11 protein-coding genes are annotated in these 14,211 nt (G+C 41.7%); 5 read left to right on the top strand and 6 right to left on the bottom strand.

The window, feature by feature from the left end:
- Nucleotides 1-133: 133 nt before the first annotated feature.
- The 5 genes from ACSLBF_RS10850 to ACSLBF_RS10830 form a co-directional block, all read right to left on the bottom strand.
- A complete protein-coding gene (locus tag ACSLBF_RS10850) occupies nt 134-574 on the bottom strand; it encodes a DUF2069 domain-containing protein (RefSeq protein ID WP_440053419.1) in 441 nt (146 codons plus the stop codon).
- Entirely contained in the window at nt 571-1,122 is a 552-nt protein-coding gene (gene wrbA, locus ACSLBF_RS10845; protein ID WP_440053418.1) for an NAD(P)H:quinone oxidoreductase, read from the bottom strand. The genes ACSLBF_RS10850 and wrbA overlap by 4 nt, the downstream gene beginning before the upstream one ends.
- Nucleotides 1,122-1,469, bottom strand: a complete 348-nt coding sequence (gene arsC, locus ACSLBF_RS10840) for an arsenate reductase (glutaredoxin) (RefSeq protein WP_440053417.1) — start codon at nt 1,467-1,469, stop codon at nt 1,122-1,124. Before arsC ends, wrbA begins: the two co-directional genes overlap by 1 nt.
- A gap of 86 nt (nt 1,470-1,555) precedes the next feature.
- Nucleotides 1,556-3,004 (bottom strand): M48 family metalloprotease, encoded by a 1,449-nt coding sequence (locus ACSLBF_RS10835; RefSeq protein WP_440053416.1) that lies wholly within the window; start codon nt 3,002-3,004, stop codon nt 1,556-1,558.
- 1 nt (nt 3,005) lies between these two features.
- Nucleotides 3,006-3,671 carry a hypothetical protein gene (locus ACSLBF_RS10830; protein WP_440053415.1) on the bottom strand — a complete coding sequence of 222 codons (666 nt, stop codon included), beginning with the start codon at nt 3,669-3,671 and terminating at the stop codon, nt 3,006-3,008.
- A 310-nt stretch (nt 3,672-3,981) separates the two neighbouring features.
- On the opposite strand from ACSLBF_RS10830, the gene ACSLBF_RS10825 reads away from it, so the two are divergent.
- A complete protein-coding gene (locus tag ACSLBF_RS10825) occupies nt 3,982-5,055 on the top strand; it encodes an AI-2E family transporter (RefSeq protein ID WP_440053414.1) in 1,074 nt (357 codons plus the stop codon).
- A 22-nt stretch (nt 5,056-5,077) separates the two neighbouring features.
- Here ACSLBF_RS10825 and ACSLBF_RS10820 read toward each other — a convergent pair whose 3' ends face one another.
- Entirely contained in the window at nt 5,078-6,115 is a 1,038-nt protein-coding gene (locus tag ACSLBF_RS10820) for a LacI family DNA-binding transcriptional regulator (protein ID WP_440053413.1), read from the bottom strand.
- 444 nt (nt 6,116-6,559) lie between these two features.
- On the opposite strand from ACSLBF_RS10820, the gene pgi reads away from it, so the two are divergent.
- The 4 genes from pgi (at nt 6,560) to ACSLBF_RS10800 (ending at nt 14,130) form a co-directional block, all read left to right on the top strand.
- Nucleotides 6,560-8,206, top strand: coding sequence for a glucose-6-phosphate isomerase (gene pgi, locus ACSLBF_RS10815; protein ID WP_440053412.1), 1,647 nt, complete (start codon nt 6,560-6,562; stop codon nt 8,204-8,206).
- 370 nt (nt 8,207-8,576) lie between these two features.
- Nucleotides 8,577-10,046: a glucose-6-phosphate dehydrogenase gene (gene zwf / locus ACSLBF_RS10810; protein ID WP_440053411.1), complete on the top strand. Its 1,470-nt coding sequence runs from the start codon at nt 8,577-8,579 to the stop codon at nt 10,044-10,046.
- Entirely contained in the window at nt 10,046-10,756 is a 711-nt protein-coding gene (gene pgl / locus ACSLBF_RS10805) for a 6-phosphogluconolactonase (RefSeq protein WP_440053410.1), read from the top strand. Before zwf ends, pgl begins: the two co-directional genes overlap by 1 nt.
- An 830-nt stretch (nt 10,757-11,586) precedes the next feature.
- A complete protein-coding gene (locus tag ACSLBF_RS10800) occupies nt 11,587-14,130 on the top strand; it encodes a TonB-dependent receptor (RefSeq protein ID WP_440053409.1) in 2,544 nt (847 codons plus the stop codon).
- Nucleotides 14,131-14,211 lie beyond the last annotated feature (81 nt).

The raw sequence follows: 14,211 nt of genomic DNA, 5'->3' as shown, positions 1-14,211 counted from the left end.
TTGTTCTAAATGAGAAATTTTTAACGCAGTTAGCAGCAGATTTTATCTCTTAAATTGATCAGATATTTAAGCGGATTGGTATTTACAGAGAAGCTGCAAGAAAAAAGCGCCGTATTCGGCGCTTTTTTGCTAATTAAGATTTATCTTGATGCTCGTGAGCTGCTTTTTCTTCGGCCAAATCTTCTTTAAGTTTACGAATTTTTAAGCCAAGTTCTTGTCCTCGATGTCTTGCGTAGTACGTGCATCCAATAAACATTAAACTGGCAAAAAACAACTCTAAAAGCGCTAATAGTAATTCATCAGGCGACACCCAAAGCATTGTTAAACCGTGAATAAAATACAACATCACCACAAAGTTAGCCCAAGCATAGGTGTAAGGTTTGTCTTGGATAACGCCTTTTAGCGGCAGTAATAAAGGTAGGATGTACACTGCAAACACAAATCCTGTGCTGTAGCCTTCACGTGGCGCTAGTACAAATAACCAAAGTGGCATTAAAACCAATAAGCCAATATAGCCGGATAAAGCGAAGGTTTGAAACCGTTTAGTTATGGGCTTTTTTGGAATGTTGTTCATGATAACTTTTCCGCTATGTTCAAAAGACGTAATGCAGCAGCTCGGCAAATTTTGACTTCGGTATTACTAAGAGTTGCATCATTATTACTTCCAGCAACATGCGTTGCTCCATATGGCGTCCCGCCTGTAGTGGTCGTTAGCAACTCGGGGACGTCGTATGGCACACCGAGTAGCATCATACCGTGATGAAGCAGAGGCAGAGACAAATTCAGCAGTGTGGCCTCGTTGCCTCCATGCATGCTACTAGAGGAAGAAAAAACACAAGCTGGCTTATCGATAAGCTGGCCTTTTAACCAAAGATCACTGGTGGACTCCCAGAAAGCCTTAGCTTGTGACGCCATCATTCCAAACCGAGTTGGAGAACCAAAAGCGAGGCCATCGCAGTTTATTAAATCCTGCTTAGTGACTACTACATCTTGCGCTTTACGTTTTTCAAAAGTACGTAAGATAGCATTGCCACCTTGGGAAGTAATACTATCGTAAAACTCAAGGGCCATGTTCTCAACTGAGCCATGGCTAGAATGATATAAAACCAGAATGTTAGTCATTACAGAAGCGCTAACACTTGCTCAGGAGGTCGGCCTAAGGCGGCTTTATCGCCGTTAACAACAATTGGGCGTTCAATCAGTTTGGGGTTGTCGAGCATTGCTTGACGAAGCGACTGTTCGGCGGTTTCTGTGCTCAAGCCAAGCTCTTTATAAATGGTTTCTTTATTTCGCACTAGTTGGTGTGCAGAATCAAAACCAAGCTGCTTAATAAGTGTATCCAAAGTTGCAGCATCAATGGGTGTCTTAAGGTATTCAACGATTTCAGGTTGCACCCCGTTCGACTCCAGTAGTGCCAAAGTTTCTCTTGATTTTGAACAGCGAGGGTTATGATAAATTACGACTGACATTGTTTTTTCCATAAGTGCATTTTTTTAGGATCATATCTTAATGTATGGCGCGCGAAAAGCCGTTCTGTGTTGAACGGCCGACAGAGTTATAATTTGGCGATTTCTTTTTGCATGTCTCGATATTGACTGAGCAATGCTTTTAATCGCGTACGCTTTACATCTTCATGATCTTCAACATGATTAAGCGCGCGTTGTATTTCATCAGCCGCTTTACTAAAGGCACCATAGTGAGACATTAAACTGGCTTTCGCTTCGTGATAGGCGGCTTTATCTTCTTGCGCTTCGTAGGTCTTGGTTAAGAGCTCTTTTGCTAGTACATGCTCAGGTTTCTCTAATAAGAACACTTTCAGCAGTTGCTCAGCGGTATCATAGTCTTTCGCTTCTATGGCAGCATTCGCATAATTTAAAGTGATGACCTGGTTGTTTGGCCTTAGTTCATGCTGTTGCTTGAGTATCTCCATGGCTTTACCGGTTTGCTCTATGGCAATTAAGTAATCGGTGTATACATCTAAATAAAACAGGTTGTATTTATCTTTGGTTATTAATTTTTCAATGATTGCGCCAGCTTCATCCAATTTCTTTTGATCTAATAAGCTAATGGCCAAGCCGTAATCCAGCGCACTTTTGTCAAGATCTGATGACCGCTCTTTGGCATTTTTGAAATAGCCTTCAGCTGTTTCTGGTTTGTAATAGTAGCGTGCTAACGCTCTGCTTTTGGCTAAGTAAAATGATGGACTAGAGGCATAATACTTTTTGTCATATTGCTGTGCCCGCAGTCTGACGTCTGATACTCGACTGTCGGGTAGGGGGTGAGTTAGCAAAAACGCTGGCGGCTTGTTTTTATAGCGGATTTGATCTGATAACTTGGTTAGAAATTCACTGGCAGCGTATGGATCAAAACCAGCATTATGCAGTGTTTGCATACCAAAACGATCGGCTTCTTGCTCTGCTTTACGACTGTGAGTTAATTGATTTAGTGATGCTTGAGTTGAGTTTGCAGCTAGGATTGCCAGACCCGCATCTGGTGCAATGATGGTCGCTAAAATACCCGTTATCATTCCAGCAATGGTCATTGCGCTGTTATCTCTGGCATTTTGCAGCCTTCTGGCTAGATGGCGTTGTGTTACGTGTGCGATTTCATGACCTAGAACAGAGGCAAGCTGACTCTCTGTATCGGACTGCGCTATCAATCCAGTATGCACGCCAACATGGCCGCCATAGAAGGCAAATGCATTGATATCATTGTTATTTATCCAAAAAAATGTAAATGGAAAACGGACATCATTGGCGTTAGCAACAAGTTTATTACCTAGGCTGCTTAAGTATTCCTCGAGCACCGGATCTGCGATCAGTGGAGACTGCGATCTCAACTGCATCATCATGACTTCACCGATGGCTTGCTCTTTCTCAAGAGGCAAAACTTGCAGTGCTGAAGTACCTAAATCTGGAAGTTTTAAATCTGATTGAGCGCCTACCGGCGAGGCGCTAAGTGCTACAGCTAATAAAGCTGAGCGAAGCAGGGGAAATAACTGCATTTTAATCCCTTTTAGTATCTTCTCCGAGCATGATCCTAGCTATATCAACTTCGTCACTACATGCTCTGGCATCTTTTTCACACATTTGATAGAACGACTTGATTGAGACTCCATCAAGCGTAACAACGTTCAATTCTTTTTCTAAAAACGCGACTATTTTGTGAAGTACCTTATGAGCATGCAAAATAAGTGCTTTGTCTGCCAAGTCGCCGCGTTCAAAATAAAATGGAATAAACTTGTGTAATTGGTTGAATCTGAGCAAGAGCTTCATACTATGTGGGTCCCAGACTCTAAATTCCATAAATCGATTATCTTTGATATAGCTGTCTATGACAGTGTCTTTAGCCATAGGAAAAGCCCAAAGTTCAAATCCACGATCAGTGAAAACTTGGTGTAGCTTAATTAGCGGTTTTCTTTCACAAAAGATAACACCGTTATCGTCTTCATAACCACCCAAGAGTTCTAAATTCCAGTTTCGTTTGTCTAGCAACCTCTTTACAGCATTATCGAAACCGTGGTGTAAAACCCCTTCGCTTTCACTTATAGAAGAAGCAACTAAGTGATAGAATGGCGGTAACTCTCCCCAATTAATTTGCTTTTTATACCAGTTGATTTCTTTTAAAGTAGGGTTGGCTGGTAAGCGAGCCTTATTATTGGTGCGTGACATGTAGATTCCCAATATTTAAATTGATCTTTTTAAGAATAAACTATCACTTTCAGAAGGGCTACAGCGTTGCCTGAAATACATGATGTAAATCCAAATAATACGACGAATGACTTAACACGGTTAGTTTGCCCTAAGCTATTTGTACAATTTAAATGGCTGCTTAAGACCTATGGTGATAATCATCAAACACTGTGTTGTAAGTTTGCTGTTGAACAAGATATTTCTGATATAAAAAAGTACCTCAAAGTCAACGGTGTGAAGTACACTGAACACCCCTCAGGAACGAGGGAAATAATAATGGAGATCACCAATGTTTGATTTGCTTAAAGCATGGTATGTAAAAAAGTTTTCTGATCCGCATTCTGTGACCCTATTACTAATGCTATTAGCAATAGGTGCATTACTTTATTTTTTCGGCAGCTTTGTATTACCGGTACTCGTTGCTGTTGTGATCGCCTATTTACTGGATTGGCCGGTTTCTAAACTAGAGAAGATACTCAGCAGTAGGCTGATATCAGCAACCATCGTGATGTTAGTGTTCTCGGGTATTGTGCTGGGTCTAATTTTGGGGATTGTGCCAATACTGTGGCAGCAGTTAACGAATTTACTACAAGAAAGTCCCACGATGATTGAACAGGGAAAATACTTCTTACTGCATCTCCCTGACTCTTATCCGACTTTGATTTCTTCTGCTCAAGTGCAAACGATAGTTAGCTCAGTAGAAAATAAGGTATTGGAACTGGGACAGGTGCTGTTTTCTGCATCTTTAACGTCATTACGTGACGCTGTTGCTTGGCTAATTTACTTGGTTCTGGTGCCTCTTTTAGTCTTTTTCATGTTGAAAGATAAATTTGAGTTGACCTCTGGTATCGCTAGAGTAATACCAAAGGACAGGAAGCTGATTGCGCAGGTTTGGAATGAAATGGATCATCAAATCATGAATTATATTCGCGGAAAAGTATTTGAGATCATCATCGTTGGTGTGGTTAGTTTTATCACCTTCTCGTTACTAGACCTGCGCTATGCTGCGTTGTTGGGAACTTTAGTTGGACTTTCCGTATTAATTCCATTTGTCGGGGCGGCGTTGGTGACCATTCCGGTTGCCGCAGTGGCTTTATTCCAGTTTGGTGTAGCGCCCGAGTTTTGGACTATCATCATTGCCTACGCAGTTATTCAGGCTTTGGACGGCAATGTATTAGTGCCATTGCTATTTTCCGAGGCGGTTGATCTCAACCCGGTTTACATTATTTTTGCGGTGCTGTTTTTTGGTGGGCTATGGGGCTTTTGGGGCGTGTTCTTCGCAATCCCGCTTGCTTCTTTGGTAAAAGCTCTGATTAATGCCTGGTCGGGACTGGGTGAGAGCACACCAGATATTAAGAGTTGAAAAAGGCGCGAAAGCGCCTTTTTTACTGAGAACGTCTGCCTGTACTTTCTCTGACTACGATTGAAGGTGTAAACACGGTTTGTAGTTCTTTGTCTTGTTTACGATTACCGCGTGCTTTGGAAAATAATAACCTAGCCGCATGTTCAGAAATAACATTATTAGCCTGATGTGCGGTTGTCAGTTTTGGCCAAGTTTGTCTGGAGAATGGCGAGTCTTCAAACCCGCTGATTGATAGTTGTTCTGGTATGGCAATGTTCATCAGCCGAGCCGCAAACAGTGCACCTGCGGCAACCTCATCGTTTCCGCCCAAGATTGCAGTGATACCTTTTTCATTGTTATTGGCAAGTAGGCTTTTAGCACCCTGTACGCCAGACTCAAAAGAATAAGTCCCCTGAAATAGCAGACTTTCATCTAAAGCAATATCATGAGCTTTAAGGGCATCCAGATAACCGGCTAAACGCTCTGATGTTGATTTGTGCTCTTTATCTCCCAACACAAAAGCAATATTGTGATGGCCATGGGCGATATGGTGCTCGGTAATTTCGTATGCCGCCGTGTAGTCGTCTACAAAAATACAATTACTAGCACTGTGCTCGGCGTCTTCAGAACGTCCAGAGAGAAGGCGAACGTAAAGAATGCCCAGTTCATCAAGCAAGTCGATTATTTTTTGTTGCTCAGATAGTGGTGGGGTCAACACCAATCCAGCTAATCGAGAACGCTTAATCATGGTCCTAAACTCTTCTTCCATATCATCTGCGGTCGAATCACAAGGATGAATGATCAGTTCATAGCCTTCATCTTTACAGCGAGATAAAACGCCATTTTGCATATCAATAACGTAATAGGCGTTGGGGTTGTCATAAACGAGTCCAATGGCAAATGATGAAGTCCCTGCTAAGTTTCTAGCAGCAATATTAGGCTGGTAGTTCAGCGCTTTCACAGCTTCCATAACTTGGTCATAGGTCTTCTGCCGAACGGAAGGTTCCTTGTTTATCACTCGAGATACAGTTTTCATCGATACGCCAGCTAGCTTGGCAACATCATTTATGGTTACTTTCATTTTGTTGTTCTTCTGCGTGGGCTGAGATTTATTATCAGTCATTATGTTAACGGTATTTGGTCAATGACTCTAAAGCTTTTTAATATTTTGATCATCTATTTTTCTTAGTCTATCAGAGGTGTGTGGATCCCTGATATACGAATTATCCGAAATCGTGCGGTATTCTTTGCTTAAGCAAAGGGCTGGGTTCCTAAATTTCTCAAGGATCAACACCGCTAAATCAAAGCAATTATTGGTTAACGAAGCTGAGACAAAATAAATTTATGATACCGGTGTCAAAAATTGGATTTTAGGGTATTATTCGCATTGTAAAATTGTAAAGAAGACGTTTGACAGCGTTGTCATTTTGACATATCGTGCTTAATATGTTCGATGTTTCTTTATTGTTACCAGATGCAAAAAGTCGCTGATTGGTAATAAATTACGTCATTTGGGGAAAGGGTTATGAGCAGTCGTGTAGAGCTGGAAAGTTGGAAAAAGCTGTGTGCTAGCGCAGATCGTTTGCAAAGTCAGCATTTAAAGTCATTGTTTTCAACTGACACGCAACGATTTGAACGTTTTTCTCGGCAAGAGCCGGGCGTGCTGTTTGATTTTTCAAAGCAACTTATCGACGAGCAAGCTTTCTCTGAATTAGTCGACTTAGCAGAAGCATGTGACATTGCTGCTTGGCGTGAAAAAATGTTCAGTGGAGAAAAAATAAACATCACTGAGCAAAGAGCCGTGCTACATGTCGCGCTTCGAAATAGAAACAACACACCCATTTATGTAGATGGCGCAGATATCACTGCACAAGTTAATGTTGAACTTGAGAAAATGAGATTGTTTTCTGAACGTGTTCGTTCAGGGAACTGGCTAGGTTATACCGGCCGTTCTGTAAAAGACGTTGTTGCTATTGGTGTTGGGGGTTCGAACTTGGGACCTCAAATGGTGACTGAAGCGTTAGCAGCATATGCAGATGACACGCTTGACGTGCATTATGTGTCTAACGTTGACGGTGGTCAGATAGCCTCTGTATTAAACAAGTTGAATCCAGAAACGACTTTGTTTGTCGTATCGTCAAAAACTTTCACCACATCAGAAACCATGACGAACGCCAAAACTGCGGTGGAGTGGTTTTTACAATCGGCACAAGACCAAGCGGCCATTGCCAAGCACTTTGTTGCAGTAAGTACTAATTTGGAAAAAACCAGAGCGTTTGGCATTGCCGATGAAAACGTCTTCACGATGTGGGATTGGGTTGGTGGTCGTTTTTCGCTATGGAGTGCGATTGGCTTGCCTATTGCGCTTTATTTGGGCTTCGATAAATTTGTTGCAGTGCTGGAAGGTGCATTCGAGATTGATCAACATTTTTGTCAAGCACCCAATGAGCAGAACATTCCGCTGATTATGGCGTTGTTAAGCGTCTGGAATACCAGCTTTTTAGGCTGCCAGGCTCAAGCTATATTACCTTACGATCAAGCCTTACACATGCTTCCTGCTTATCTACAGCAGGGTGAAATGGAAAGTAATGGTAAACATGTCACTTTTGCAGGTGAAGAAGTTAATTACAGAACCGTGCCTATTATTTGGGGTATGACAGGAATTAACGGACAACACGCGTTTTATCAATGTTTGCATCAGGGGAATGTGATTGTCCCTGCTGACTTTATTGCATCGATTGAACCACAACATAAAGTGGGTAAGCATCACGATATTTTACTGTCTAACTTTTTTGCCCAAACAGAAGCATTGATGGCCGGTGTGGATGCTGAGCAGGTTCGAAGCGACTTGCTTGCAAAGGGGAAATCAGAACAAGAAATAGCAGCACTGATCCCACATAAGATCCACAAAGGTAACCGACCTACATCATCATTTATTTTGGATAAAGTGGATGCTAAAGGCGTAGGGCGGCTAATTGCCCTGTATGAACACAAGATTTTCTGTCAAGGTATCATCCTCGACATTTGCTCATTTGATCAGTGGGGCGTGGAACTCGGTAAAGGCTTAGCCTCAAACATTGAAACCGAATTAACAAACCCAGAAGTGGTAAACCCACACGACAGCTCTACAGCAGGGCTGATTGAATACTACAAGAAAAATAGAAAGAATTAACACCACTCGCAGGGAAGTCGAGGGTTAAATGGATACCTTTGAACGGGTAGCGCTGGAGTACTTAGAGCCTGTATTTTTGTGAGAGGAATTACAGGCTTCTAAGGCTCATTTTCAGCCCAAAGTTGATTAGGTTCAGTTACGATTGATAAAAAATTTATTTAACACAGTGCTAGCTTATTAACTAACGACGTTTTAAACGCGTAAACAAGAGAATCGTTTATTGAAGCTGTCTACGGATTCAGTCCGAATAAAAGTTTACAAACGAATTCATCGCCCGTTATCCAATCTGTTTGGTAAGCTCAGGAATTGATACCAAACCAAAATTTAATCTCGCGTGCACCACTGCATGCTTAACAAATGAGAGTGAATTATGCTTAATCCTTTTGACATCGTCATTTTTGGCGGAGGCGGAGATCTTGCTTTACGTAAGCTTTTGCCTGCCCTCTACCGTGCTTATCAAGAAGGTAATCTTCCAGAAGGCTCCCGCATACTCCCCACCGTTCGTGAACAAAATAAACAACAAGAATTTATCGAAACGGCACATCAAGCATTGCAAACCCATTTAGGTAAAGGCGAATACAACAAAAAGGATTGGCAGGCTTTTTCTGAGTTTTTGGTTCCTGTTGTTACTAATGTCACTGAAGAAGATGATAATTGGGATAAGCTAAGAGGCATCTTGGACGAAGAACTTCAAAGATCGCGTGTCTTCTACCTTTCGTTACCGCCAGCTGTGTACGGCAGATGCTGTGAAATACTATCAATCAAAGGATTGATCACAGAGCAGTCTCGTGTGGTTGTTGAGAAACCTATCGGTTACTGTGGTGAATCAGCAGAAGAGATCAACGCTAAAATTGGTGAATTTTTCCAAGAGAAGCAAATCTTCCGTATTGACCACTATTTAGGTAAAGAAACAGTACAAAACTTAATGGCATTGAGGTTTTCAAATGTGCTTTTTGAAAATCTTTGGGATGCTAAGACTATCGATAACATTCAAATCAGTATCTCTGAAACTGTTGGGCTTGAGAGCCGTGCGGGGTTTTACGATAAAGCGGGTGCGCTGCGCGATATGGTTCAGAACCATCTATTACAGTTATTATGCTTAGTGGCAATGGAATCACCACACAAGCTAAATGCACACAGTATTCGCAACGAAAAAATGAAAGTGCTTGAGGCGCTGCGCCCACTTGTTGATGAGGCTGTTGATGACAATGTTGTGCGCGGTCAGTACGTGCCAGGTGAGTTAGGTGGAAAACTAGTCCCAGGTTATTTGGAAGAGTTAGGCGAAGGCTCTAGTAAAACCGAAACTTTTGTGGCTATTCGTGCCCATATTGATAACTGGCGTTGGTCGGGTGTACCTTTCTATCTAAGAACAGGTAAGCGAATGAAAGAGCGCTGTGCAGAGATTGTGGTCGAATACAAACCTGTTTCTCACAACGTATACGGTCAAGCGGCTGGTACGATTCAGCCTAATCGTTTGGTGATCCGCTTACAGCCAGAGGAAAGCATTCAACTGACCCTGATGTCTAAGCAGTTAGACAAGTTAGAAATGCAACTTGAACCGGTCACTTTGAACATTTCTTTAAGCGATAAATATAGCAATGGCTATCACTCCGATGCATACAAACGTTTAATGTTAGATGCAGCTGCTAATAATCCCGCGCTGTTTATTCACAGAGATGAAGTTCGCTTAGCATGGAAGTGGATAGATCCAATAATTGCACGATGGCAACAAAAAGGGTCACCTTCACTCTACCGTGCGGGCTCTTGGGGACCGGAGTCAGCTGATGAATTATTAGAAGAAAACAACCATGTTTGGTTCAACGTTGGAGAGCAAGCATAATGGCGCAAGTAACCGAACGGTTTTTTGACTCAAAAGACCAAATGACAGAGGCGTTAGCACAGTTGTTGCAAGTGGAGCTGGCTTCAGGAATTGAACAAGACGGTGAAGCGGTATTAATGGTGTCGGGTGGTTCTTCACCTGCTCCAGCATACAAGTATCTTTCCTCTGTAGATCTGGGATGGGATAAAATCACGGTTGCCATGGTTGATGAGCGCTGGGTTGAACCAAACCACGAAAAGTCTAACGAAGCGTTTATTCGCACTACGTTATTGCAAAATGAAGCCGAAAACGCGCGTTTCGTCACCATGAAGAATGGTGCCGAAAGTGCAGAGAAAGGCCAGCAAGATTGCGAGCAATCTTATCAAACCTTGAAGCGCCCATTTGACGTAACTATTCTAGGAATGGGTCCTGACGGACATACAGCAAGCTTGTTTCCTCATGCCGAAGGCCTAGAAAACGCGTTGAAAACAGAAGCGCTTACATGTGCAATTAATGCCCAGCAAAGCGAAGTAACAGGCTCAATCACAGAACGTATGAGTCTAAGTTTATCAGGGATCGTCAGCAGTAAAACCGCTGTGTTATTGATTTCCGGTGAAGAGAAAAAGCGTGTTTATGAACAGGCTAAACTAGCCGGCAGCGAGTACGATATTCCATTGCGCGCGGTGCTTAATCACCCAGGGATCAATCTGACTGTCTTTTGGTGTCCGTAGTTCACCTCAAAAACGATGGTGAAGGGGCGGGTGTCCCTTTACCTTTTAAAGTTGCCGCTTTGCACATCAATCAAGTTACTCTCAGTAGCCAACCCTTTAATAAGTACCGGCTGTTCAACACAAAACATATAAATATTATTTGCGCGAAATGAACTGCTGAGATCACAAGAGTACAGTAAAGTTTGTCCTAGCAGCACTGCTATCTAGATGCAAAAATACACATCAATTCCCTAACTCAAACCACATTTCACTGAGATACCAGTTAAGTTACAAAAAAGATCTATTGCGACATGTTAAATAGAGCAATCGAAAAAGAATACTAAATTACTGATGTTCAAAAGTTTAGTAATTAAAGTATCCCAATTTATTTGAGAATAGTTTGAAAGTTATAGGAAACGACAAAGAATATTTACTAAATCTATAGACAAAGCGGCAAGACAGAACTAAAATGACAGCGTTGTCATTGATACTGATTCTCACTTGTAAACTTCTGCCCAAGATTACTTTGAATCATTCCCTCTAAGTCTTTGTATCAAAAAAGTTACAAGCCATTTTCCTCACTTCAGGTCATTGGACCTATCAAGCCTACATTACACAAAAATTTTATGTTATTCTGACGAAAATTTGTAACAAACCATTTGTAATTTCATTATAAAGCATTGATTTTTAAGACTAAAAAAATCAATGTGAATATTTTTTGAATTACTGAACAAAAAAGTTGTAGCGAATATGTAATTTTGAGTGTATGGTTTGTTATTAGATGACAGCGTTGTCATCATCACTGGGCAGAAGTGATTTTAAAACCAACAAAATGATTCAAGGGGAATCCTGTGTTAGCTAATAATTTTAAAAAGAGCTTACTTGCAGTTAATGTCGGTATCGCACTAAGTGCGGGCGTTTCTGGCGTTGCGGCTGCTGAAGAAAACCAAGCAAAAGAAAATGTTGAAGTAATTGAAGTGCGCGGTATTCGTCGCTCGTTAGAGGCTGCGTTAAATACCAAACGTTTTGCGAATGCGGTTGTTGATTCAATATCAGCAGAAGATATTGGTAAGATGCCAGATAAGAATATTGCGGAGTCTTTGCAACGTATTCCTGGTGTTTCAATCACACGTAACTTTGCAGGTGAGGGTGGTTCAGTTTCTATTCGTGGTACAAATCCGGAATTAACTGCTATTTCACTTAATGGCAACTATGTTGCGTCTACAGGTTGGTTCTCTCAAAACGCGATGTCACGTTCGTTTGATATGGATCTGATGCCGACTGAGATGGTTGCAGGTGTTGATGTTTACAAATCACCGACAGCTTCCCTAGATGAAGGTGGTGTTGGTGGCACCGTTGTTATGCGTACACGTAAACCATTAGAGCTAGACGCTATGACATTCTTTGGCTCAATCGAGGCTCAGGACAATAGTATCTCTGACGACACAGGTTTTGGTGGTAGTGGTTTAGTTAGTTGGAAAAACGATGATGAGACTTGGGGTATTCTAGGTGCTTTGTCAACGTTAGAAACTGTTGGCCGCGCACATAAAGCTGAAAACTATATGGATGATGGTTGGGCTGGTGCAGGTATCTCTGAGTTCAACCAAACGCGTACCCGTGATGCAATTAACTTCGTAGCGCAATATGCTCCAAATGACCAGTTAGACATGTCATTTAGTTACTTTGAAGTTGATTTGGACGCTGGAAACTCAAACCAGAACTTCTTGATAATTCCTGGTACTGCTGCTGAATTTAATCCTCGTGTAACGGGTGCAACGAAGTTTGCTCCAGGTGGTGGACGAGCGTTAAATGGTACATTTGCAGGTGGTCCTCTTGATGACCAGAATACACGTAACGCTCAAGTAGATACTAAAGTTTATTCATTTGATGCTAAATACAGAGCCGACACATACGAAGCAAAATTTGTTATAGGTAAAACCGAAGCAAATGGTGGAGACGGCGGTAACTATGGTATCGGTTGGACGTCATCAAATCCAAATCAATCTATTGTTTTTGATATGTCACGTTCAGACGATATGATTTTGGCTCCTGTAGGTACAGATGCTGGAAATCATTCAGAGTATCTTATGGGTGTACCAAACGTTGTGGAAGGTGTACGTTCTGATGAAGAAACGTTTGCTCAACTAGATTTAGACTTCTTTGTGGATATTGGCGCCATCACTAACATTAAAACGGGTGTTAAAGTGCGTGATCATGAGTTTTTAAGTTATGCAAACAGATGGACACTTGACCCCAAGGTAAACATGGGCGCAAATGGGCAGTTAACTAAGGCTGACTTCGCTGACGGTCACTTTAATCATACTGGGGTAGGCCTTACTGGAGGTTCACCTACGAACATAGCTCGTGTTGATGGCGATAAAATTAGAGCACATATCAATAAATTTAAGACCGGCTCAGACTTACAAAAAGCCGGATGGGGATTGGTATCAGAAGACATTTTTGCCGCATACGTTCAAGGTGACTTCTCTGGTGATTCATTCCGAGGCAATGTAGGTTTGCGTTATGTACAAACAGAAAGTGCTGCGGACTATTATGACTTCGTTACGTTGGCAAGTAAAAAGCGTGATACAAAAGATTACTCGGATTGGTTACCAAGCTTCAACTTAGCGTTAGATTTGTCGGAAGATTTAATCCTACGTATGTCAGCTGCCAAGGTGATGAGTCGTCCAAACTATACCTTTATGAACCCAGCGTCTGCATATAACGAGACACAAACTAAGTACACACGTGGTTCTGTTAAATTGGACCCATACCGTGCAACTCAAGCAGACATCGGTCTAGAGTGGTACTTCAATGAGTCTTCATTGCTATCAGCTACTATCTTCAATAAAGATATTAAATCGTTCATTATTGCAGGTGCAAACCAAAGTCAGATCGTAGTTGATGGTGAAACTCGATTTGTTTCTGAGCCAGCTCAAGGCTTAGGTGGTCAAATTGAAGGTATTGAACTTCAGTACCAACAGGCATTTGGTGAGTTTGGCGTAATTGCTAACATCACATATGCAGATGGTCATGGTTTGCAAAGCACAAATGATGTTGTGAAGAAAGTGTCTCTGCCAGGCTTGTCTAAACTAACTTACAACTTAACAGGTTATTACGAATCAGATCTATTCTCTGTACGTGTAGCATACAACCATCGTGATGATTATATTGCTGAAAGTACAGGTATCGGTGGTAATGCTCTTTGGGAAGCTCACGGATATCTTGATGCATCTGCAACTTGGCATATCAATGAGCAGCTAGATCTGAGCCTAGAAGCGACAAATCTACTTGAAGAAACTACTTTACAACGTTTAGAAGGCGACTTTAATGCGATGCGTCTTCATGCAGAAAACGGACGTAACACCTACTTAAAACTATCGTATAGATTCTAAAATCTTACGTTTAATTTTAGAAGGAAGGTTTATACCTTCCTTCTTTTTATGTACTTATACCAATGATCTTGAGAAGATTAT

The sequence above is a fragment of the Pseudoalteromonas sp. T1lg65 genome, assembly GCF_051930985.1.
Lineage (GTDB): Bacteria > Pseudomonadota > Gammaproteobacteria > Enterobacterales > Alteromonadaceae > Pseudoalteromonas.
Note: the sequence above shows the minus strand (reverse complement) of the source record. Positions and strands in the feature narration are given on the sequence as shown.